This window comes from Streptomyces sp. NPDC049687 (assembly GCF_044465285.1).
GTDB lineage: Bacteria > Actinomycetota > Actinomycetes > Streptomycetales > Streptomycetaceae > Streptomyces.
This window is the reverse complement of the sequence record NZ_JBITLN010000008.1, coordinates 276,436-296,809: the sequence shown is the minus strand read 5'-3', so window position 1 is coordinate 296,809 and position 20,374 is coordinate 276,436. Positions and strand designations below refer to the sequence as shown.

17 protein-coding genes and 2 pseudogenes are annotated in these 20,374 nt (G+C 69.6%); 6 read left to right on the top strand and 13 right to left on the bottom strand.

The genetic code is table 11. The features are described 5' to 3' along the window. Nucleotides 1-31: 31 nt before the first annotated feature. Both ACIBVL_RS25270 and ACIBVL_RS25265 read right to left on the bottom strand, forming a co-directional pair. Nucleotides 32-856, bottom strand: a complete 825-nt coding sequence (locus ACIBVL_RS25270; protein ID WP_399100016.1) for an SDR family NAD(P)-dependent oxidoreductase — start codon at nt 854-856, stop codon at nt 32-34. Nucleotides 857-1,041: 185 nt separating this feature from the next. Beyond that, complete coding sequence (locus ACIBVL_RS25265; RefSeq protein WP_399100014.1) at nt 1,042-2,463, bottom strand: aldehyde dehydrogenase family protein; 1,422 nt, start codon at nt 2,461-2,463, stop codon at nt 1,042-1,044. A 159-nt stretch (nt 2,464-2,622) separates the two neighbouring features. Here ACIBVL_RS25265 and ACIBVL_RS25260 point away from each other — a divergent pair, with 159 nt between their 5' ends. Further along, entirely contained in the window at nt 2,623-3,240 is a 618-nt protein-coding gene (locus ACIBVL_RS25260) for a TetR/AcrR family transcriptional regulator (protein WP_399100012.1), read from the top strand. Nucleotides 3,241-3,704: 464 nt separating this feature from the next. On the opposite strand, the gene ACIBVL_RS25255 is transcribed toward ACIBVL_RS25260, so the two are convergent. Further along, the gene (locus ACIBVL_RS25255) at nt 3,705-4,640 is read right to left on the bottom strand and encodes an alpha/beta fold hydrolase (RefSeq protein WP_399100010.1); all 936 of its coding nucleotides are present in this window, start codon (nt 4,638-4,640) and stop codon (nt 3,705-3,707) included. 363 nt (nt 4,641-5,003) lie between these two features. Here ACIBVL_RS25255 and ACIBVL_RS25250 point away from each other — a divergent pair, with 363 nt between their 5' ends. Continuing rightward, on the top strand, nt 5,004-5,687 hold the full coding sequence (locus ACIBVL_RS25250) for a hypothetical protein (RefSeq protein ID WP_399100008.1): 684 nt from the start codon (nt 5,004-5,006) through the stop codon (nt 5,685-5,687). A gap of 253 nt (nt 5,688-5,940) precedes the next feature. Here ACIBVL_RS25250 and ACIBVL_RS25245 read toward each other — a convergent pair whose 3' ends face one another. After that, a complete protein-coding gene (locus ACIBVL_RS25245) occupies nt 5,941-6,549 on the bottom strand; it encodes a CGNR zinc finger domain-containing protein (protein ID WP_399100006.1) in 609 nt (202 codons plus the stop codon). A gap of 593 nt (nt 6,550-7,142) precedes the next feature. On the opposite strand from ACIBVL_RS25245, the gene ACIBVL_RS25240 reads away from it, so the two are divergent. The 3 genes from ACIBVL_RS25240 (at nt 7,143) to ACIBVL_RS25230 (ending at nt 9,701) form a co-directional block, all read left to right on the top strand. Continuing rightward, nucleotides 7,143-7,931 carry an enoyl-CoA hydratase/isomerase family protein gene (locus ACIBVL_RS25240; RefSeq protein ID WP_399100004.1) on the top strand — a complete coding sequence of 263 codons (789 nt, stop codon included), beginning with the start codon at nt 7,143-7,145 and terminating at the stop codon, nt 7,929-7,931. A gap of 42 nt (nt 7,932-7,973) precedes the next feature. Further along, nucleotides 7,974-8,690 (top strand): flavin reductase family protein, encoded by a 717-nt coding sequence (locus ACIBVL_RS25235; RefSeq protein WP_399100002.1) that lies wholly within the window; start codon nt 7,974-7,976, stop codon nt 8,688-8,690. A gap of 237 nt (nt 8,691-8,927) precedes the next feature. Continuing rightward, entirely contained in the window at nt 8,928-9,701 is a 774-nt protein-coding gene (locus tag ACIBVL_RS25230) for a maleylpyruvate isomerase family mycothiol-dependent enzyme (RefSeq protein WP_399100000.1), read from the top strand. A 521-nt stretch (nt 9,702-10,222) separates the two neighbouring features. Here ACIBVL_RS25230 and ACIBVL_RS25225 read toward each other — a convergent pair. From ACIBVL_RS25225 to ACIBVL_RS25200, 6 genes and pseudogenes are all read right to left on the bottom strand, one after another. After that, entirely contained in the window at nt 10,223-10,792 is a 570-nt protein-coding gene (locus tag ACIBVL_RS25225) for a TetR/AcrR family transcriptional regulator (RefSeq protein WP_399099998.1), read from the bottom strand. Nucleotides 10,793-11,028: 236 nt separating this feature from the next. After that, nucleotides 11,029-12,327: an SNG1 family protein gene (locus tag ACIBVL_RS25220; RefSeq protein WP_399099996.1), complete on the bottom strand. Its 1,299-nt coding sequence runs from the start codon at nt 12,325-12,327 to the stop codon at nt 11,029-11,031. 328 nt (nt 12,328-12,655) lie between these two features. Continuing rightward, nucleotides 12,656-13,798: pseudogene (locus tag ACIBVL_RS25215) on the bottom strand (XdhC family protein); the annotation flags it as partial. Between the two features lie 97 nt (nt 13,799-13,895). Continuing rightward, nucleotides 13,896-16,139, bottom strand: a complete 2,244-nt coding sequence (locus ACIBVL_RS25210) for a xanthine dehydrogenase family protein molybdopterin-binding subunit (RefSeq protein WP_399099994.1) — start codon at nt 16,137-16,139, stop codon at nt 13,896-13,898. Continuing rightward, entirely contained in the window at nt 16,136-17,134 is a 999-nt protein-coding gene (locus ACIBVL_RS25205; protein WP_399099993.1) for an FAD binding domain-containing protein, read from the bottom strand. Before ACIBVL_RS25205 ends, ACIBVL_RS25210 begins: the two co-directional genes overlap by 4 nt. Next, entirely contained in the window at nt 17,131-17,664 is a 534-nt protein-coding gene (locus ACIBVL_RS25200) for a 2Fe-2S iron-sulfur cluster-binding protein (RefSeq protein ID WP_399099991.1), read from the bottom strand. The genes ACIBVL_RS25205 and ACIBVL_RS25200 overlap by 4 nt, the downstream gene beginning before the upstream one ends. Before the next feature lie 246 nt (nt 17,665-17,910). Here ACIBVL_RS25200 and ACIBVL_RS25195 point away from each other — a divergent pair, with 246 nt between their 5' ends. Continuing rightward, nucleotides 17,911-18,495: a TetR/AcrR family transcriptional regulator gene (locus ACIBVL_RS25195; protein WP_399099989.1), complete on the top strand. Its 585-nt coding sequence runs from the start codon at nt 17,911-17,913 to the stop codon at nt 18,493-18,495. A gap of 219 nt (nt 18,496-18,714) precedes the next feature. Here the strand turns inward: ACIBVL_RS25195 and ACIBVL_RS25190 are convergent. The 3 genes and pseudogenes from ACIBVL_RS25190 to ACIBVL_RS25180 all read right to left on the bottom strand — a co-directional run. Beyond that, nucleotides 18,715-18,944, bottom strand: a pseudogene (locus tag ACIBVL_RS25190) (MaoC/PaaZ C-terminal domain-containing protein); the annotation flags it as partial. 45 nt (nt 18,945-18,989) lie between these two features. Then, nucleotides 18,990-19,838: an amidohydrolase family protein gene (locus tag ACIBVL_RS25185; RefSeq protein ID WP_399100408.1), complete on the bottom strand. Its 849-nt coding sequence runs from the start codon at nt 19,836-19,838 to the stop codon at nt 18,990-18,992. 31 nt (nt 19,839-19,869) lie between these two features. Further along, complete coding sequence (locus ACIBVL_RS25180) at nt 19,870-20,358, bottom strand: alcohol dehydrogenase catalytic domain-containing protein (RefSeq protein ID WP_399099987.1); 489 nt, start codon at nt 20,356-20,358, stop codon at nt 19,870-19,872. Nucleotides 20,359-20,374 lie beyond the last annotated feature (16 nt).

Sequence of the window (20,374 nt, the reverse complement as noted above, 5' to 3'; positions counted from 1 at the left end):
GGCCCTCCACCTGACGGTGGTCCGGAGAGTGTCAGTGGTTACGCCGACCCGAGCGCATCTGCCACTGGGTCATCGCGCCGAAGGCCAGAACGTTGGCTCGGCGGGTGGTGAAGCGCGAGGTCAGGGTCATCACCCAGTTGAATGTGCCGGAGACGACGCTGGGCGGCGGGTTGTGCCGGTCCAGCGTGCGCAGTGCGGTCGTGACCACCTGACTCGTCGTCTGCAGCCGGACACCGCGGGCCATGTCGTCGGAGCCGAGCGCGTCGAAGAACTCGGTCCGGGTCGGTCCCGGGGAGAGAGCGAGCACGCGCAGGCCGGTCCCTCGCGATTCCTGCCACAGCGCCTCGGTGAAATTCAGCACGAAGGCCTTGGTCGCCCCATAGACGGCGGCGTTCGGCCACGGCTGGTACCCGAGGGAGCTGGCGACGTTGACCAGGACACCAGTCAGCCGGCCGATGAACGCCCTGGTGACGTCGACCAGGCCGGCCACGTTCAGGCCGATCTCCTGCTGGACGCGTGCCGGGTCCTCCTGGCGGAAGGGGGCGTGGGTGCCGAAGCCGGCGTTGTTGACGAGGCTGGTGACGGTGATGCCGCGCCGGGCCACCTCCTTGGCCAGCGCTTCGCCCGCGGCCGGGACGGTGAGGTCGAACGGCACCACCGTGACGGTGACCTTGTACTTCGAGGACAGCTCGTCGGCCAGTGCCTGAAGCCGGTCCGCGCGGCGGGCGACCAGCACGAGGTCCGAGCCGCGCTCAGCGAACTGGCGGGCGAACTCCGCGCCGAGTCCGGCGCTCGCCCCGGTGATCAAGATGGTCTGGGTGCGGTAGTCGATCTTGTTCATGGCGGTCGGGGACACGGCGCCCTCGCGGGTACCTCTTCCCCTTCTCCTTTCCATCCTTGCGACGGTCGGCGACCGTCATCCGGTGCCAGGACGGGCCCGGAGGCCCGCCTCGGCGATGGTCGTGACGTGTGAGGTCGTCAGCCCTGGGTGCGAGGCGGTGGTCCCGTCGACAGCGCGCTCCTGCTCGTCGCCGATCCGGCTCACGTGATGCGTCGCAGGATGCGGTCCTTGCCGCGGGTGTAGGGCGGGGTGGCCACGCCCAGCGTGTCCGGCTTGAGCGGCTTGTCCAGGACGGACTTGATGTGACTGAAGGTGTCCAGGGAGTACGAGCCGTGGTAGCGGCCCATGCCGCTCTCACCGACGCCACCGAAGGGCAGGTCGAGCGCGCCGAGCTGGAGGAGCGAGAGGCCGAAGGCCAGGCCACCGGAGGACGTCTCCGCGGTCAGGCGCCGCTTGGAGCGCTTGGACGCGGTGAAGGCGTACAGGGCCAGCGGCTTGTCCCTTCCGGTGATGAAGGCGATGGCAGCGTCCAGGTCGGGGACGCGGACGATGGGCAGGATGGGGCCGAAGATCTCGTCGCGCATCACCGGGGAGTCGGGGTCGACGTCGGCCAGCACGGTCGGGGCGATGTAGCGGGCGTCGCGGTCGTGGTCGCCGCCCACGACGGTCCGGCCGTCGTTCAGCAGGCCGGCCAGCCGGTCGAAGTGGCGCTCGTTGACAATACGGCCGTAGTCGTTGCTGCGAGCCGGATCGGCGCCGTACATCTCACGGACCGCCTGCGTCAGGTGCGCCTCCATCTCGGCGCCCGCCTCACCTATCGCCAGCACGTAGTCGGGTGCGACGCAGGTCTGGCCTGCGTTCATGAACTTGCCCAGGGCGATGCGGCGGGCGGCCGTCGCGAGGTCGGTGCCGGGTTCGACGACGGCGGGGCTCTTGCCGCCCAGTTCCAGGGTGACCGGGGTGAGATGACGGGCCGCGGCGGTCATCACGATGCGCCCGACCGCGCCGTTGCCGGTGTAGAAGATGTGGTCGAAGCGCTGTTCCAGCAGGGCGGTCGTCTCCGGCACCCCGCCCTCGACGACGGCCACGGCCTGTGGGTCCAGGACCCGGGGCAGCCAGTGGGCGAGCACGGCCGAGGTCGCGGGGGCGACCTCGCTGGGCTTGAGGACGACGGCGTTGCCGGCGGCCAGGGCACCGATGACCGGCGCGAGCGCCAGATTGACCGGGTAGTTCCAGGGCGCGATGACCAGCACGACACCCAGCGGCTCACGCACGGTCCAGGCCCGGGACGGCATGAGCGACAGGGGCACGGAGGCTCTCTTCGGACGCAGCCACCGCTCGAGATGACTCAGGGTGTGGTCGATCTCCCTGACCAGGAAGCCGATCTCCGTCATGCGCGACTCGGTCGGGCTCTTGCCGAGGTCCGTGTGCAGCGCCTGGACGAACACGTCCTCATGCTCCGTCAGCAGACGCCTCAACGCGTGCAGCTGCTGCTTCCGCCAGGCGACGGGCTTGGTGCGGCCGGTGTTGAACGTGGCCCGCAGTCGCGCGACGGTCTCCGCCGCAGGGGTCTCGGTAACGGCGATGTCCGGCTGGCCGCCGGTGGGTGCGTTGGTGTCCATAGCCAGAAGCATATACGAAACGAAAGTCTTTCGTTTCGTTTCTTGTATACTTAGTCGTGTGACCTATCCCACCCTTACTCAACGTTCCGTACGGCAGCCCGACCGACCAGTGCGCTCCGCCGCCCATTCCTCCCGCCGGATCCCTTCGGGGGCCGCCCGATGACCGGGGCGCCGGCACGCCGGGGGCGCCCCCGCGATGCCTCCCGTGACCGCGCACTGCTGGAGGCGACCATGGCCGTCCTGACCGAGAGCGGCTACCGCGCGCTCACCACCGCCGCCGTCGCGTCCCGCGCCGGAGTGTCCACCGCCACTCTCTACCGCCGCTGGCCCTCCAAGGAGGTCATGGTCGTCGACGCGGCCGCCGCCTACGCCCAGGAACTCACGACGCACACCGACACCGGCACACTCGAAGGCGACCTCCGCGTCCTGCTCCGGGACAAAGCGGCTTCCCTGACCGGGAAGGAAGGAGGCGTGTTGCAGACATTGATCGGGGAGGCCCGGCACAACACCCCGCTGGCGGAGGCCCTCACGAACACGTTCGTGCTGCCCATGCGCCGGCGCATGGAGGAGATCACGAAGCGTGCGGCGGAGCGGGGCGAGATCCCACCGGTAGAGCATGCCGACCTGCTCGGCGACCTGGTCCTCGGTCCCATGGTCAGCAGGTTCTTCCTCACCCCGCTGCCGCCGGACCAGGTGGACGCGGCAACCGCGGCGAAGACCGCCGACCGCCTCCTGCCCTTCCTCCTGCGCGCCGTGGGGCACAAAGGGCACGCCTGAGCGAGGGCGGCCCCGAACGCGTCCAGGAAGGCAAGTTCACCGGGCCGCCTTTCGCGCAGCGACGCCGCCGACGGCGGACCGTGACGCGGAAGACGGCCCGGGGCCACGTCCGAGCTTGATGTCCGGCTGCGCCGCGCACCTCGGAGCGCGGGCGTCGGGCGTCGGGCGTCGGGCGGGGCAACGGACCTTGTCGCTGCCCGTGACTGACGGCTGCGCTCAAAGCTCCCATTCGTGTGGCCTCGCAGAGCAGCGCGGGCACAAGGAAGAGGACGAGACAGCCGTGGGCCGCCGGGGCGCTGTAGAGGCCCTTGGCCGCCTGCTCCCCGTCGACGTGAATCTACCGGCAGCCGCCGGTGACGGCGGTGAACCGGTCGTCCACGGAACCGGCTGCACCCCGACACCGGTGACCAGGACGCGGTCGTCTTGCCGCGTTGGCCTGCCCTCTGGCCGGCCGGGGGCGGGGGTCAGTTGTCCAGAAAGCCCACGATGTGGTCGGCGACCGTCTTGGGCTGCTCGAGGTGCAGGAAGTGCCCTGCGCCGGGCACCACGACGCGTTCGAAGCCGCTCGTGAACACGGCCTCCATGCCGTCGCTCAACTCCACGGCCATGCAGTTGTCGTCGGCCCCGTGGAGGTAGAGGGACGGGACGGTGATGGCACCGCTCGCCCGGGCCTCCAGGGCCCTGGTCGCCTCGTCCGCGGGAGGCGTGAACAACTGGCGGTAATAGCCCAGGGTCTCGGTCACGACTCCTGGCGCACGGAGGGTCTCCTTGAGCGCGGCACGTTCCGCGTCCGGCAGCTCGTAGCCAGGGGACCATTCCCGCCAGAGCCGGTCGATGAAGGCGAAGTCGTCGAGCTCGACGGCTGCCTGCGCCATGGCCGTCTGGAAGAAGAACATGTACCAGCTGCGTCGCTGCTGGTCGCCGTCGGCGACCCAGGCGGTGCGCAGTTGAGGGCCGTAGGGAACCGCCATGCCGACAAGCTTGCGGACACGCCTCGCGTCGAGGCTGGCCGCCGCGTACGCCGCCCGGGCACCGAGGTCGTGACCGATGAGGTCCGCCTGCTCGCGCCCGAGCGCTTCGATCAGGGCGAGGACGTCCTGGCCGGTGGCGGACGCACGATAGGAGCCGTCGGGTGCCGCGCCGCCCGGCCAGTATCCGCGCTGTGCGGGCGCTACCGCGCAATACCCTTCCTTCGCCAGGCGGTCGAGAAGCCCTGCCCAGCTGGCGGCATGGTCGGGAAATCCGTGGAGGCACAGAACGAGTGGCCCGCTGCCGGCCTCGAGGACCGGGACCTCCAGCCCGCCGCACTGAACCGTCCGATGACGGACACGATCGGCCGCGTGGGACGTGCCGGCCGAGGAGCCCTCGACAAACGGCGGTCGCTGGGTCACCCGTGTCATGCGTTCGACCTCCAAGCCGCCCTGGCGGCGTCGCGGCCCTGCAAGCCCGGACCAAGTAGTGGGTTGCGTGTTCTGCTCCAGCCGAAAGAGCGGCTGTCCGGCGCGCTCTGCTCGCGCCCGACGGCCGGTACCGAACGGGTTCGCTGGCACTGGCACCAGCACACCCTCCCCCGCGCCCGAGGATCTGGGCTGGATGCAATGAGCGTAAGCCTTTTGATTATGTCGCTCAAGTGGCTCGTGACATGAGCAAATAGATGACAGTTGTTTCAGAGATGAGTACTCGCATGTCATAGTCAGCGGGCGATCCGGCCGTCGGGCGCCCTCCTTCAACGATCACCTGGACCACCGCACGTCAACCACCTTGTGAACAGCGGCGGTTGGGCGGAACGGTTCACCGTGATCGGGGCGGGCAAGACGGGCCTGGACGCGTGCCTGCGGCTGCTGCACCACGGTGTCGATCCTGACCGCATCACCTGGATCACGCCACGTGACGCATGGATGATCAACCGGGACCAGGAGTCGCCGCTGTCCCGGTTCGGTGAGCTGACGAAGCTGCTCGCATGCAACTCGGTGGACGACGTGATCAGTGCGCTGGAGCAGATGGACCTCATCATCCGCCGTGACCCGTACGTCAGGCCCAGCGCCTTCCGGTGTGCGACCGTCAGCGCAGCCGAGCTCGCTCAACTCCGGAAGATCGAGCACGTCGTACGGCCGGGACGGGCACGCCGCATCGACTCGGCCGGCGTCCGGCTCGACGAGGGGAGTGTTCAATCCCCACCGGGGACGGTGTACATCGACTGCTCGGCTGACGGTCTCACGCAGCAACCGCCGCACTCCGCGCGACCTGCTGTCCTTCTTCGGCACACGCTGGAGCGGCTGCACCGGTGGTCCGGCTCACCCGCCCTGTTCGAATGGCTGCTCGGCTCGCGCCTGGGGTCGGCGCTGAGCGATCTCCAGCAGATGACCGACCAGGACAACCGCGCCGCGGTCTCTCTTCTCGCCTCCCACCTGGAGGACCTGCTGAAAAGGGACGGCGTCTCGGCATAACCCCGCGTGCCTTCAGTGGGTCTGCCGCGCCCGGTCGCGGCAGCCGCGTTTCTCTTCGACGGACGCCCACCGCCGATGTCCTGCGGCCCGCCACCACGAGCGGTTCCAAACCCGGTCCTCGCGCGGTTCACGGTGACGTATGAGGGCTCAGGATTCTTGGCGCTCCGGTGGGATCGCCTCCGCGGAACCGCGAGAGGGACAACGGGCAGATCACAAACCCCGTCCGTACCGCCGCCGCCTCGGCGAAGGCCTCCTACCCGGCGGTCCGCACGCGCTGACGCGCCCGGTGGGCTCGCAGGTTTTCCGGGTTGCCGCAGGTCTTGGTTGAGTGCCACACGCCGCCGTTGTTGCGGGAGCGGTCGAAGAAGGCCGTCGTGCAACGGGCGTTGCGGCAGATCTTGAGCCGGCGCCAGGTGTCCGCCTGCTGGGCCTGGAACATCTCGAGGAGCACCAGGGCGGCCACATACCGCCAGCCTTGTCCACGCGGCTCCAGGACGACCCGCCCGCTGCGGTCCATCCGCAAGGCCGCCGCCGCGATGTGAACGGCGGGCGCCACGTCAGCGTCGTCGCCGCGTGGGCCGTCGCCGCCCGGTGCGGCGAGAAGACGCCTCAACTCGGCACGCAGACCGCGAAGTTCTTCGAGATCATTCTCGGTGAGCCGCACCTGTGCGGCGGCCTGCGCCGTCTCCTGGGCCCAGCACTCCAGCGCCTGGTCGGCCCATGCCTGCGCGTCGGCGAGGTCGTCCAGAAGATCTGCTGCCCGGGGGCGGCCGGCGGAGATGGTGTTGAGCAGGTCGTGCACCAGCGCCAGCCCGAGCGGTGCGGGCTCGACCTCGTACCGCGTGGATGCGGACCACGCCATGACCCTGCCCCCTTCACTCGTCGTCGTTGCCGACATGACCGTGGACATGTGGCCACTGCCTCAGAGTACGACACTCGCTGCCACCTTGAAATGAAATGAGCTATCGGCATACAGTCCTTTCAGTCGGATGGGCAACGCAGCCGCACGAAGGGTGTCGCTCATGAGCTCGCCAGCCCCTACAGCACCCCAGACGCTCCTTGCGCTCCGGAGCGGGAGAACGGTGGCGGCACCGCCGTCGCGGCGTCGATGACCCACGCATCACCGTGGAACGTGTCGGCGCCGTCGTACCACCTGGTCTCCCCCAGGCCCGCACTGCCGTCGTCGACGCAGCAGCCACGCGCCTGGAGCGGCTCGGCACCATCGCCGCACACCTCGACGCGTTCTTGACCCGGTATCGCTGACGGCCTCACGCCGGCGCGCCGCGGACAGGCGCTGACACCCGGCCGGCTGACGCTCATCGGCGGCGGAGGCCAGTTCGCCCCGCGCAGCACGCAGTTCCCCACCGTCGCGCAATCCGCCCCCAACCGGTTTTGCGACCGCCTCATCCGATGGGCCGCGAGCCCGCCCGTACTGTCCAGAGCCAAGGAAATGCCATGCCCGTTCTCACCCACTCCATCCATGGCGATGTCGCCACGATCGTCCTCGACAATCCTCCGCAGAACCGTTTCGCACCCGAGTTCACCCAGGAGCTCAGCGACATCGTCGACGCCGTCACCCGCAGCCCGGCCCGCGCCGTCGTGCTGCGGGCCGAGGGACCCGACTTCAGCTACGGTGGCGACTTCCGGCCCTGGGTCGGCGCCGACCGCACGAGCCTGCGGGCCGACTTCGACCACGCTCTGTCCGTGATCAACCGGTTCGAGCAGCTACCGGTCCCGGTCGTCGCCGCGGTGCAGGGGCTGTGCTACGGCGGCGGCTTCGAGCTCGCGCTGCGGGCCGACATCATCCTCGCCGCCGAGAGCGCCCGCTTCGGCCATCCCGAGCAGTCGCTCGGCATCGTCACCCTCCTCGGCGGGATCCACCGCGTGGCCGAACGGGCCGGCCGGGCCCGCGCCTACGAATGGGCACTGACCTCCGAGCAGGTTCCCGCCTCGGTCATGGCCGAGGCGGGGGTCATCAACCGCGTCGTCCCCGACGACGCACTGCGCACCGAAGCCGAGGCCTTCGCCCAAAAGATCGCCCAGGGCCCCACCCGGGCGCACGTCGCGCACAAGGCGTTGTTGCGCGCCTGGGCCACAGGCGGCATCCCTGCCGCCGACCAGCAGCTGTTCGACCTGGCCGTCCCTCTCTTCGAGACCGAGGACGTCAAGGACGGCCTGGCCTCCGCCGCCGAGGCCCTCAAGGAGGGCCGCCCCCGGCCCGTCCTGCCCTTCAAGGGCCGCTGATCCCTCCCACTCCCCCACTCGCCGCCAGCCAGAGGACACCACATGATCATCGATTCCGCCGACCTGGACGCGAAGTCCGCCTACAAACTGCTCATCGGGAGTGTCATCCCCCGCCCCATCGCCTGGGTGAGCACCCTGTCCACCGAAGGTGTGGGCAATCTGGCCCCCATCTCCTTCTTCACCGTCGTCGGGCGCAAGCCGCCTCGGATCTCGCTGTCGTTCCAGCCGCGCTCGGACGGCGCCACGCTCAAGGACAGCTTCGTCAACATCCGTGACACCGGCGAATTCGTCACCAACATGGCCACCCTGCCGCAGATCGAGGGACTGAACCGCAGCGCCTTCGAGTTCGAGCCCGATGTCGACGAGTTCGACGCGGTCGGGCTGGAGAAGGTGCCGTCCGAGGCCGTTCGCCCACCCCGTATCAAGGGCGCACCCATCGCGTTCGAGTGCACCGTCGAGCACATCTTCTCGGCGCCCGACGGACTCAACAACGCCGTCTGGGGCAACGTGGTGCGCTTCTACATCCGAGATGACCTCTATGTGGGCGGCCGGATCGACTTCGGCGCCATCGCTCCGGTGGGACGACTCGCCGCCGAATACACCCTGGTCAACAACGCGTTCGAGACGCCGCTCGACCCCGAGGTGGTCAAGGAGCGCTCCGCACGCCGGATGGAGCGCCTGGACCAGAAGGACACGTACTACTCGCCGATCGACACGCCCCACTGGTCACCGTCCGGGTCCACCACGAGCCTCGACTGACAGTGAGGGTGGGGCGCGGTGCCCTGCCTGCGGGGACCGGCCCGCCGATTGACCGATGTCTCGTGGCGACTCCGGCGGACGTCACCCGGCCTCAATGAGGAAAGCACGTGTCACGGAAGAACCCCCACGTGATCGCATCGGTCAAGGCGCCCTTCGCGCCAGGAAGCTGTGTACAGGCGGAGAGCGTGGCCTGCAAGGCACTGGACAGCAGGTCCAAGCGCGGACACGATCGCGTTCATGACACCCGAGGATGCCATTGTCGCCACTGCCGACCGGATCGCGGAGCTGCTGCAGGCGGGGGCCGACCCACACACGCCGCTGCCGGGCGCGGAGTGGACGGTGGGCGAGGCGGCGGCGCACCTCGCGCTGGCGGGGAAGCTGATGGCGGACATCGGGGCGGGCGAGGACCGCCCCTACGGCGATGGGACGCCGAGCGGCCTTGCGGCGGCCAACCGTGCGGCCCTGGCCGTCTTCCCGCAGCGGGATCCGGCGGTCCTCGGCGCGGAGATCGCGGATACCGCCCGAGCCTTCGTCGCGGTCGTGGCCGGCCGCAGTCCGCGGGATGCGGTGCTGACGCCGATGGGGCCTATGAACCTGGCCGCCCTGGGCTCGTACCTGCTCACGCACCTGCTCGGGCACGGATACGACATCGCGGTCGCGCTGCGCGGGCCCCACATGGTCGACCGGGAACTGGTCGCATTCACGCTGCCCTTCATGCGACTGGCCATGCCGCGTGCAGTGAACGCCGGCGCGGCCGGCCACCATGCGTGCTATCTGTTGCGGGTCGGCCGCGACCGCTTCGCCGTCACCTTCGCGGACGGCGTGCCCACGGTCACCGACACCCCGCCACGGCGGCCCGATTGCACGATCGCCATCGACCCCGTCGCCTTCCTCCTCCTCGCCCTGGGCCGCTGGACCGCCCCCACCGCCATGGCCCGCGCCAAGGTCATCGTCTGGGGCCGCAAACCGTGGCTGGGCCTGCGCTTCCCGATGCTCTTCACAGCGCCATAGACGAGCGAGCAGACTGCCGCCGGACGGCCTCTTCGACTCGTCCCTGGGCAAGAACGTGACATGCGGCTACGGGAGGCCGCCGAGGCCGGGAGAATCTCCGCGCTCCACGACGCGAATCGGTGCGGTCTTCGTCGCCGCATTGACGCGGACCGCGGAGGACACACACCCAGCTCCAAAACGGGCGGCCAACAATGAGGACACGAGCCCGCCAGCCCTTCGAGCAATGGCGAACGCTTACCCGCGGCTGATCTCGACGCACCCCGAAACGCTTCTCATGCAGATGCAGGGATACGCCGTCGTGGCGGCCGTCGGGACACAGGGCGACGGCCCGACCGGCGAGGCCGTCCGGGCGGGCTGGATGAGGATCTGGGAAAACCGTGTACCTGTCGCTGGGCGCCGATGCCGACCGGACCGCACGCTTCCTCGCCTGCGGCATGCTCGGCAACACGCTCACCGCCGTTGGACTTCCCCGTCGGGGGAAACAGCCAGAGGGCCAGGAAGCCTTCCGGAAGAACGAGGTGTCAGCGCACGCCTGCCGCATCCAGCAGGGTGACCACCGTGGGGGCGATGAGCCCCGTCATGGTGTCGGCTCCGATCCCGGCGCGGGCGCCGGCGCCGTCGAAGACCAGGATCAGCTGCCGGGCCAGCAGATCGGGGTCGCTCGCGCCGCCACGCTCGGCCTCGGTGCGGAAGAAGGCGGTCAGTTTCGCCTTGATCCGGTGTGCCACCTGGCTCGCAGGGTGATTCTGGTCCTTGAGCTCGATCTGCACAGCCAGGTACCGGCAGCCTCGGAAGGCGGGCGCACCCGCCTGCGACTCCAGTTGCTCGAAGACGTGCAGGATCCGCTCGCGGGGGGAGCGGCCGTCGTCCGCCGGGGGCAGGAGAGTGGCCACGAAGGGGGCAGTGCGCTCCTCCAGGCTTGCTGCCAGCAAGTCGTCCTTGTTGTGGAACAGCTGGTACATGGAGCGCTTCGACACGCCCGCCGCCTTGCACAGCGCGTCGACGCCGATATTGACGCCGCCCTGGTAGGTGAGCGTGGCTGCCGCCTCCAGCAGGCGCTCTCTGGTAGTTGACTTCGCTTCGGTGGCCATGTCGTGAGGTTAACTCGAATCGGACGAATTGGAAACCGATCGGTTTTCAGTGATACCGGGAGGCGACCGGCGCCGTCCGGGCACGGAAGTCCACTTGGAGGCTCGGCGACGGCATCGGGGGAGAAAGACCGTCGCCGAGCCCTGATGGTGCGCACGCCCCTCGTCCCCACGGGGGCGACACACACGGGGCCACTCCGCACAACGGCCCCGCCCTGGGAGATGCGGAAGGAATTCCGCTACACCGGGGTGGCGTTCTTCTCGGGGTCCGTCTCGGCAGGGATGCGGTGCAGCCCCTTGCGGTCGTACCACCCCAGCACGCCGAAGCCGAACAGCGCGGCCGCCACGAGGCCGACGGCCATCATGACCCAGCCCCGGGTCAGTCCCGCGTCGCCCTGCGCGCCGTAGTAGAGGATCGCGCGGATGCCGCCGGCGATCTGCCGCAGGGGCTCGAACTCCGCGAGGAAGCGGTAGAAGCCGGGCAGGGCCTGAACCGGCGTGGTGGCGTTGGCCGTCGGCACCGCCATCCCGATGAAGACCAGCGTGGCCACCAGCATGCCGGGGGTGCCGAAGACCGCGAGGAGGGTGAGCGCGCCGATCCCGGAGACCGCGACGGCGCACACCGAGTACAGCCACAACAGCGGCAGGTGCGAGGCGTCCATACCCATGATGCCGACCGCCCCGACCATGACCAGGGTGCCCATCAGCAGCGACAGAGCCGCCATGAGGGTGCTGCTGATGGCGAGGGTCTGCACTCGGGTCGCCCGGATCAGCGGGCGGTGCAGACGCAGCGGACCCAGGTCGTTGTGGGTGTAGCCGAGGGTGTGGTCCACCTGGCCGCTGATGACGTTGGCGGAGAGCATGCCGACGACCACCAGGGCGAGCGCGTAGTAGAACGCGGTGAGGCCCAGGCCGCTGTGCGAGTCGAGCGGATGACCGTCCTTCACCGTGACGGCTGCCGGATCGGCGAGCAGGACACGTGCCGCCGCGGGCAGCTTCGCCTGCTGGGCGCCGGTCTGCGCGGTCAGTTCCTTGCCAATGCGGAGCGAGGCGCTCTCGGCCGCCTGCGTCGTCGCGACCCGCGCCAGACTGGAGCCCAAGCTGCCGGCGGACTGGTTCGTCAGCACCGTCAGCGCCGGGCGGACCGGGGTTTCGGCGGCCGTGGTGCCGGTCAGGGCGGCGACCGAGGACGTGAAGTCGGCGGGCACGACAAGCGCACCGTACAGTTTGCCCTTGCCGAGCTCCTCCTTCACCTCCCGCTCGTCCATCACCTTCCAGTCGATCTTGTCCCCTCCCGCGGTGGACTTCCTGACCGACTCGGTGATCTGAGCCCCCAGGTTGACCTGCTTTCCGCCGACCGCAGCCCCCTTGTCGGCGTTGACCAGGCCGACGGGCAGGTTCTTCATGTGGCCGGCCGGATCGATGTTGGCGCCGACGTACAGCACGGCGAACAGCAGCGCGAGAACGCCGGTGATCACGCCGCTGGCGATCCACAGGGGTTTCGCGCGCAGCACGCGGAAGGGGTGAATTCCATTCATGACTTACTCCGGCCTGGACGACACGGTCACATCGGGAGAAGACCGGACGGCACCATCGCCGGACCGGGAACCTGCAGACTCAAAACCCTTCAGCACACGAAGGCAACCGTGGATCACGGTCTCAGCCGCCCCCCGCAGGGAAACCGACCGGTTTCCCGTTAATAGTAAACCGATCTTTTTCGTTATTCAAATCGACCACCGCCGTCCCCGGGAAGGCTCCGTCCTGATCACGGGCTGTCGGCGTCGAGGTGGCCGCGCCGACCGGAACCGGGCTCGGGGTGTTCCGGTGGTCCTGACGGCCGGCTCGCGGTCGCGTCACACGGCCGCCCGCGCTGATCGCTCCCGGCGGGTGCCCTTCGGTGTCATGGTGGATCGGCGTGTGTGAGTCGCTCAGGGGCAGGCCTGTTCCGCCGTGGCGGGCGGCGAGGATCTCGGCCGCGATGGACAGGGCGGTCCCTTCGGGCGTGCGGGCGCCGAGATCGAGGCCGATGGGTGAGTGCAGGCGCGAGAGTTCGGCGTCGGTCAGGCCCGCTTCGCGGAGCCTGCGGTCGCGGTCCTCGTGGGTGCGGCGGGAGCCCATCGCGCCGATGTAGGCGGCCGGCAGGCGCAGGGCCGCTTCCAGGAGGGGTACGTCGAACTTGGCGTCGTGGGTGAGGACGCACACCACGGTGCGCTCGTCGGTCCGGGTGCGGCGCAGGTGGCGGTGCGGCCAGTCGACCACGATGTCGTCGGCCTCGGGAAATCGGGTCCGGGTGGCGAAGACGGGCCGGGCGTCGCACACGGTGACGTGGTAGCCGAGGAACTTGCCCACGCGTACCAGGGCCGCGGCGAAGTCGATGGCGCCGAAGACGAGCATGCGGGGCGGCGGGATGCTTGATTCGACGAACACGGTCAGGTCGGGATCGCAGCGAGTTCCGTCCTGCGCGATGTCGAAGGTGCCGGTGCGGCCGGCGTCGAGCAGGGAGCGGGTTTCGTCGACGACGGCGCGGTCCAGGTCGGGATGTCCGCCGAGTTCACCTTCGTAGGAGCCGTCCTGGCGGATCGCCAGCGCCCGTCCGAGGAGCCCGGCCGGGCCACGGGCCATGCGGGCGAGTGCCACCGCCTCACCCCGGGCGGCGACCGACAGCGCCACCTGGGACGCCTTCCTGCCCGGCCCGTCAGCGGGTACTGGGGTGACCAGGATGTCCAGGACGCCCCCGCAGGTCAGCCCGACGGCAAAGGCGTCCTCGTCGCTGTAGCCGAACCGCTCGCGCACCGCCTCGCCGTCGGCGAGCGCCCGGGTGCACAGATCGTAGACCGCGCCTTCGACACAGCCGCCGGACACCGACCCGATGGCTGTGCCGTCGGCGTCGACGGCGAGCGCGGCGCCCGGCCCTCGCGGCGCGCTGCCGCTGACGGCCACGACGGTGGCCACGGCGAAGTCCCGCCCTTCCTCGAGCCACCGGTTCAGCTCGTCGGCGATGTCCAACATGGGAGTTTCTTTCTTGTCGTCGTACGCAGACCGGGCCGTCGTCGTGGATGCGGCGCCCGAGAGGCCATGCACGACGAGGCCCGCGACTGGAGTCGTCTCAGAGCAGTTTGTCCAGCGTGATCGGCAGGTCCCGGATCCGCTTGCCGGTCGCGTGATACACGGCGTTCGCGATCGCGGCCGCCACGCCGGTCATGCCGACCTCGCCCAGCCCGATGATGCCCAGAGGCATCGTCTTGTCCGGCTCGTCCAGCCAGTCGACGTCGATCGGGGGGATGTCGGCGTGCACGGGCACGTAGTAGGAGTCGAGCCCGGCGCTCATGGTGCGCCCGTTGCGGGGGTCGATCAGGCTCTGCTCCGACAGGGCCATGCCGATGCCCATGACCACGGCCCCGCGGAGCTGGCTGGCCGCGGTCTTGGGGTTGATGATGCGGCCGACGTCGAACATGCCGAGCCAGCGCGAGATCCGCAGTTCGCCGGTGTCGGCGTTCACCCGCACCTCACAGAACTGCGCGCCGCGGGCGGCCTTGGACCAGCGCTGGTCCTTCAGGAAGGTGGTCAGGAAGCGGCCCTGGCTGCCCAGCGCGCCCAACCGGGTGGCCGACCCGACCGAGGCCTCGAGGAACGGTCGCCGCGCCGCGCGCAGGGCGGCCGCCGGTTCCTGACCTGTCGTGCCCGTACGCCGGGCCAGGGCGGTCACCTTCCGGGTCAGCTCGGCGCACGCGGCGAGGACGCTGGTGGCCACCGTCGCCGTCTGGTTGGAGTTGCCGGCCATCGGGCCCGTCGGCAGGGCCGAATCGCCGTACTCGACGTGGACCTTCTCGTACGCGATGCCGAGCGCGTCGGCGGCGATCTGTGCCTGTACTGTCGCGGCGCCCATGCCCATCTCGTGGAAACCGCACTGCACGAGCGCGCCGCCGTCGTCGCTCAGCCGTACCTTGACGTCGGCGACCAGGCGCAGGGTCGGGTGGTAGGCGGTGGCCGTGCCCATCCCGACGAGCCACTCGCCGTCACGCATGGAGCGAGGTTCGGGGTTGCGGTCCGCCCAGCCGAAGCGTTCGGCGCCGGTCTCGAGGGCTTCTCGCTGCATACGCTGGGAGAACTTCTTGCCACCCGTCGGATCCGTTGTGGGCTCGTTGCGCAGCCGCAGGTCGATCGGGTCCATGGACAGCTCGTAGGCGAGTTCGTCCATCGCCGATTCCAGCACGAAGCTGCCGATGGCCTCGCCGGGGGCGCGCAGCCAGGTGTTGGGCATCAGATCCATGGCGACGAGGTTCTGCCGGGTCAGCATGTTCTCGGCGCCGTAGAGGTGCCGGGCCGGCGAGCTGGTCGCCTCGAGCAGGCCCCCGGCCGAGCCGGTGCGGGTGATGCTGTCCTGGATCAGCGAAGTGAGCCGGCCGTCGCGGGTCGCACCGAGCGCGATCCGGTTGGTCGAGGCGGTACGCCCACCGGTGGCGCGGCTGACGGCCCTGCGACTCAGTGCCAGGCGCACGGGCCGCCCGACAGCCTTGGCCGCCATCGCCGCGATGACCGTGCCGGGCCAGACGGCGAACTTGCCACCGAAGCCGCCCCCCACGAACTCGGCATGGACGCGGACGTGGGACGCCGGCACACCGAACCGCCAAGCCAGGTAGCGGCGGCTCTGGTCCATGGCCTGGGTGGTGTCGTGCACGGTGAGGTGGTCACCGTCCCAGACGGCGACCGTGGCGTGCGGTTCGATCGTGTTGTGCTGCAGGCCGGGTGTGGTGTAGCGCAGGTCGACCGAAACTTCCGCAGCGGCCAGCGCCGCCTCGGCGTCACCCTTCTTCGTCACGCCGGCGAAGGTGAGGTCGCCTTTCGCCGGGGTGGCGTTCTGCTGCTCGGCGGTGAAGTCCACCCGCGCGGGCAGCAGGTCGTAGGTCACTTCGACGAGTGGGGCGGCCTCGTTCGCCGCGGCCGAGGTCTCCGCTACCACGATGGCGATCGGCTGGCCGTCCCAGAAGACCTGATCGGTGTTGAGGTAGTCGAGGCTGGTCCCCGACACGCTCGGTCCGAGGTCCCGCACGATGTTGGCTTTGCGTACCGGCCGGATCCTCGGTGCGTTGAGGTGGGTGAGGACCGCCACGACGCCGGGGACCGCGGCCGCCGCGGCCGTGTCGATGCCGGTGATCGTGCCACGGGCGATGGCGGCATGTACCAGCGTCGCGTACGTGAGGTTCGGGTAGTGGTGCTCGGCGGAGAACCGCACGGCCCCGGTCACCTTCGCGTGGCCGTCCCGGCGGTCGACCGGCCGACCGACCGCGCCCCCGACGGGCACGGAAGAGTCCGCGCGGGACTCGGAGCCTGTCTTGGTGCGTATGGTCACGATGCGCTCCGCTCGGCGTTGAGTTTCCGCAGTACGGCCACGACCGTCCGCTGGGCCAGGTCGATCTTGAAGGCGTTGTCGGACAGGGGCAGGGCGGGGGCGAGTTCGGCGGCGGCGGCGTGGGCGAAGTTCTCGTCGGTGGCTTCGGCGCCGAGCAGTAGCTCTTCCGCGATGCGTGCCCGCCACGGCTTGGTCGCGACGCCGCCAAGTGCGAGGCGGACCTCGGCGATGCGGCCGTCGGCGGCGACCTGAAGCGCGGCGGCGACGGAGACGAGGGCGAAGGCGTAGGAGGCACGGTCGCGGACCTTGCGGTAGCGCGAGTGCGCCGCCACCGGCACCGCCGGCAGCTCGACGGCCGTGATCAGCTCGTCGGCGGCCAGCACCGTCTCGATGTGGGGTGTGTCGCCGGGCAGCCGGTGGAAGTCGGCGATCGGTATGCGCCGGATGCCGCGTACGCTCTCGACCTCGACGACCGCGTCGAGCATCGCCAGCGCCACCGCCATGTCCGAGGGGTGGGTCGCGATGCAGTGCTCGCTGGCCCCCAGCACCGCACCGCCGCGGGAGAACCCGCCGATCGCGTCACAGCCGCTGCCGGGTGCGCGTTTGTTGCACGCGGAAGCCTCGTCGTAGAAGTACATGCAGCGGGTGCGCTGCAGCAGATTGCCTCCCACCGTCGCCATGTTCCGCAGCTGGGCGGAGGCCCCCAGCAGGATCGCCTGCGCCAGCACTGGATAACGGGTCCTGATCAGGGGGTCGGCGGCGAGCCGGCTGTTGCTCACCAGCGCCCCGACACGGATCCCGCCCTCCGGCAGTTCCTCGATCCCGGTCAGCGGCAGGCGGGTGATGTCCACGACCGTCGCCGGGTGTTCGATGCCCTCCCGCATGAGGTCGACGAGGTTCGTCCCGCCCGCGAGGAACTTCACGTCATCGCTGTCCGCGATCGTGCGCAGCGCCGTGCCCACGTCCGGTGCGCTGAGATAGGAGAACGACTTCACTTCGCGACCTCCTTGATCGCCGAGACGATGCCGTTGTAGGCGCCGCAGCGGCACAGGTTGCCGCTCATCCGCTCCCGGATCTCCGCCTCGTCCAACTCCAGGCCGGTGGCGGCGAGGTGCTCGGTCGCCGCGCTGGGCGCGCCTTCCCTGTACTCGGCGAGCATGCCGATCGCCGAGCAGATCTGGCCCGGCGTGCAGTAGCCACACTGGAACCCGTCCGTGCGGACGAACGCCGCCTGCAACGGATGGTCGACCCCCTCGATGGTCGTGATCTCACGGCCCTGGTACTGCACCGCCAGTGTGAGGCAGGCGTTGATCCGCCGGCCGTCGACCAGCACCGTGCAGGCGCCGCACGCGCCCTGGTCGCAGCCCTTCTTGGTGCCGGTCAGGCCCAGATACTCGCGCAGCGCGTCGAGCAGGCTCACCTGCGGCGCGACGTCCAGCTTCTGGGCGGATCCGTTGATCCGCAGCTCGATCTCCACCGTGTCATTCCTCCGGTTCACCAGTGGGCTCGTTCTCATGGGGGCCATCAGGCACATAGGCCGGGGCCAGAGGGACTCCGCTCCGCGGACTGGAGAAACCGTCGGCCGGGGAACCGAATCACGAAGGAGGTCCATGATCTGAAACGGGAACGTAGCAGTTCAACCAGACATCCGCATCACGCTTGTCGCGATTTTACATTGTCCCGCAACAGGACTGTTGCAAATGGGTACAAATCCGCAGTCAGGCGTATCGTCTTCGGTGCATCACGAATCAACAACGGGAGTGGATAAGTCATGGGTCGACCCCTGCGGGCCGATGCCGCGCGCAGTGTGCGCGCGATTCTGGAGGCGGCCGAGCAGGTACTCGCCGAAGACCCCGGCGCCTCCATGGAGCAGATCGCCGAGCAGGCAGGAGTGGCCAGAACGACCGTGCACCGGCGGTTCGCCAACCGCCAGGCCCTCATCGAAGCACTCGCCGCCTCGGCGAAGCGACAGCTCATCGAGTGCGTGGAAGACGCCCGCATGGACACCGCCCCGCCGCTCGTGGCACTGCACCGCGTCACGGCGAACGTACTGCGGATCAAGAGCGTCTGGCGGTTCACCCTCGGACACCCCCTCGCCGACACCCCCCTCACCGAGGTGATCTGGTCCGAGGTCAACGCCGGCGCCCTGGATTTCTTCGCCCGGGCCCAGCGCGAAGGGTTCCTCGCCCCGGACACGGACCTGATGTGGGCGCGGCGGGTCTACTACGCCCTCGTCGACGAGGCCCAGCACGGAGGCGGCGCGGACCTCGACCCGGACCAGGTCCGGCAGAACGCGGACGCACTGGCCACGCTCGTCGTTGACACGTTTCTGCGCGGCGTGGGACCTCACGGCTGAACCGCCCGGCCGACGGCCCGGTCCTGCCCTCCCCTGCTGCCGATACGGTGGCAGCGCGGCCCCGGCGACGTCGGCGGCTCTGGGTCGAGTCGGACAGGCTCTCTTCAAGCCAGGCGCCCGGGGGCCGCCCCGACGGCCCGCCCGACACTTCGAATCCACAACAACTGAAGAGCCGTCAATCGCGTTCAGAGTCAGGACGGGCCGTTTCATGCGCCGGTTGAACAGGGGGATCACGAGGGACAGCGTCAGGTAGCCGTGCGCGATGGGCCCGCGGAAGGGGCCCATCGCAGCGCGCTCGGGGTCGACGTGGATCCAATGGTGGTCACCGGTGGCGTCGGCGAAGGTGCTCACCCGTCTTGGGTGATCTCCAGCCAGTCGGTGCGGCCGAGATCGGTGCCGGCGAGGGCCTTGATCTCTTCGAGACCGGTCACGGTACGGAGGGTTGTCACCCGAAGGGCTCAGAACAAGCGGGTTCAGTGGGGGCGCGGACGGGTTCAGTCCTTGGTGAGGCCGAACAGCCGGGCCGCGTTCTCCTTGAGGATCTTCGGCCGCACCTCGTCCTTGATGGGCAGCGCGGCGAAGTCCTTCAACCAGCGATCGGGGGTGATCAGGGGGTAGTCGGAACCGAAGATCACCTTGTCGCGCAGCAGGGTGTTGGCGTATTGGACGAGCTGCGGCGGAAAGTACTTCGGCGACCAGCCGGACAGGTCGATCCACACGTTCGGCTTGTGTGTGGCGACGGCGAGGGCCTCGTCCTGCCAGGGGAAGGACGGGTGGGCGATGATGATCTTGAGGTTCGGGAAGTCGGCGGCGACGTCGTCGAGATGCAGCGGGTTGGAGTACTTCAGGCGGATGCCGCCGCCCCCGGGCAGGCCGGCACCGATACCGCTCTGACCGCTGTGGAACAGCGCCGGAACACCGAGTTCTTCGAGCGCCTCGTACAGGGGGTAGACCGCTCGGTCGTTCGGGAAGAACGCCTGCATATTGGGGTGGAACTTGAAGCCGCGGACCCGGTGCTCCTCGACCAGGCGCCGCGCGGCGCGCACTCCCATGCGTCCCTTGGCCGGGTCGATGCTGGCGAACGGGATCAGCACGTCCGGGTGTTCGGCGGCGGCCTCGGCGACCTCTTCGTTGGGTATGGCCGGGTATCCGGTGGTGCTCTCCGCGTCCACGGTGAACACGACGCATGCCATGTGCCGTTCACGGTAGTGCGCGGCGACCTCCGCCAGCTGTGGCAGGCGCTGGCCGCCCGGACCGAAGTGCTTCTCGGAGGCGGCGAGGAGGTCCGGGGGCAGCGAGGGGCGCCCCTCCTTGGAGACCTCGCAATGGACGTGGACGTCGATGGCCGTGAGCGAGGCGACGTCGAGTCGGCGGTCATACGGTGGCCTTCTGGGTGGTGGCGGGCAGCTGCGGCGCTGGGATGCCGTAGGTCTCCGGGTGTTCTCCGACACCGGAGGCCCAGGATTCGGCAACGGTGTCGGCGTCCCAGCCCCCGTCGTGGAACGAGGAACGGATCTCGGCCGGGTGCGTCGGCGGCGACAGCCTGTCGCCGCCGACGCCGATGCACTGGCCGGTCACCTGGGACGCGGCGTCGGAGGTGAGGAAGACGACCAGACCCGCGCAGTCCTCAGGGTCTCCGAAAGACAGGGCGCGGCGGATCGCGGACGGGATCGGCTCACCCCGGTCGAGCAGGTCCACGTACGGCGCCCCGCCCTCCCGGTAGTGCAGATCGGTATGGCACACTCCGCATGCCTGTACCTTCACCACGGCCTCGCCCGGACCGGGGTCCGGCACGACGACCGTCTCGACGGTGACCGGCTCTCCCTTCGCCAGGGCTACTACGCCGCGTACGTACTGGGGCACGTCGTGGTTCCTCTCG

Coding starts and splice junctions, on each gene's coding strand:
- ACIBVL_RS25265 (WP_399100014.1), bottom strand. CDS start 2,463: ATGGACACCAACGCACCCACCGGCGGCCAGCCGGACATCGCCGTTACC.
- ACIBVL_RS25260 (WP_399100012.1), top strand. CDS start 2,623: ATGACCGGGGCGCCGGCACGCCGGGGGCGCCCCCGCGATGCCTCCCGT.
- ACIBVL_RS25255 (WP_399100010.1), bottom strand. CDS start 4,640: ATGACACGGGTGACCCAGCGACCGCCGTTTGTCGAGGGCTCCTCGGCC.
- ACIBVL_RS25245 (WP_399100006.1), bottom strand. CDS start 6,549: ATGGCGTGGTCCGCATCCACGCGGTACGAGGTCGAGCCCGCACCGCTC.
- ACIBVL_RS25240 (WP_399100004.1), top strand. CDS start 7,143: ATGCCCGTTCTCACCCACTCCATCCATGGCGATGTCGCCACGATCGTC.
- ACIBVL_RS25235 (WP_399100002.1), top strand. CDS start 7,974: ATGATCATCGATTCCGCCGACCTGGACGCGAAGTCCGCCTACAAACTG.
- ACIBVL_RS25230 (WP_399100000.1), top strand. CDS start 8,928: ATGACACCCGAGGATGCCATTGTCGCCACTGCCGACCGGATCGCGGAG.
- ACIBVL_RS25225 (WP_399099998.1), bottom strand. CDS start 10,792: ATGGCCACCGAAGCGAAGTCAACTACCAGAGAGCGCCTGCTGGAGGCG.
- ACIBVL_RS25220 (WP_399099996.1), bottom strand. CDS start 12,327: ATGAATGGAATTCACCCCTTCCGCGTGCTGCGCGCGAAACCCCTGTGG.
- ACIBVL_RS25200 (WP_399099991.1), bottom strand. CDS start 17,664: ATGGCCCCCATGAGAACGAGCCCACTGGTGAACCGGAGGAATGACACG.
- ACIBVL_RS25195 (WP_399099989.1), top strand. CDS start 17,911: ATGGGTCGACCCCTGCGGGCCGATGCCGCGCGCAGTGTGCGCGCGATT.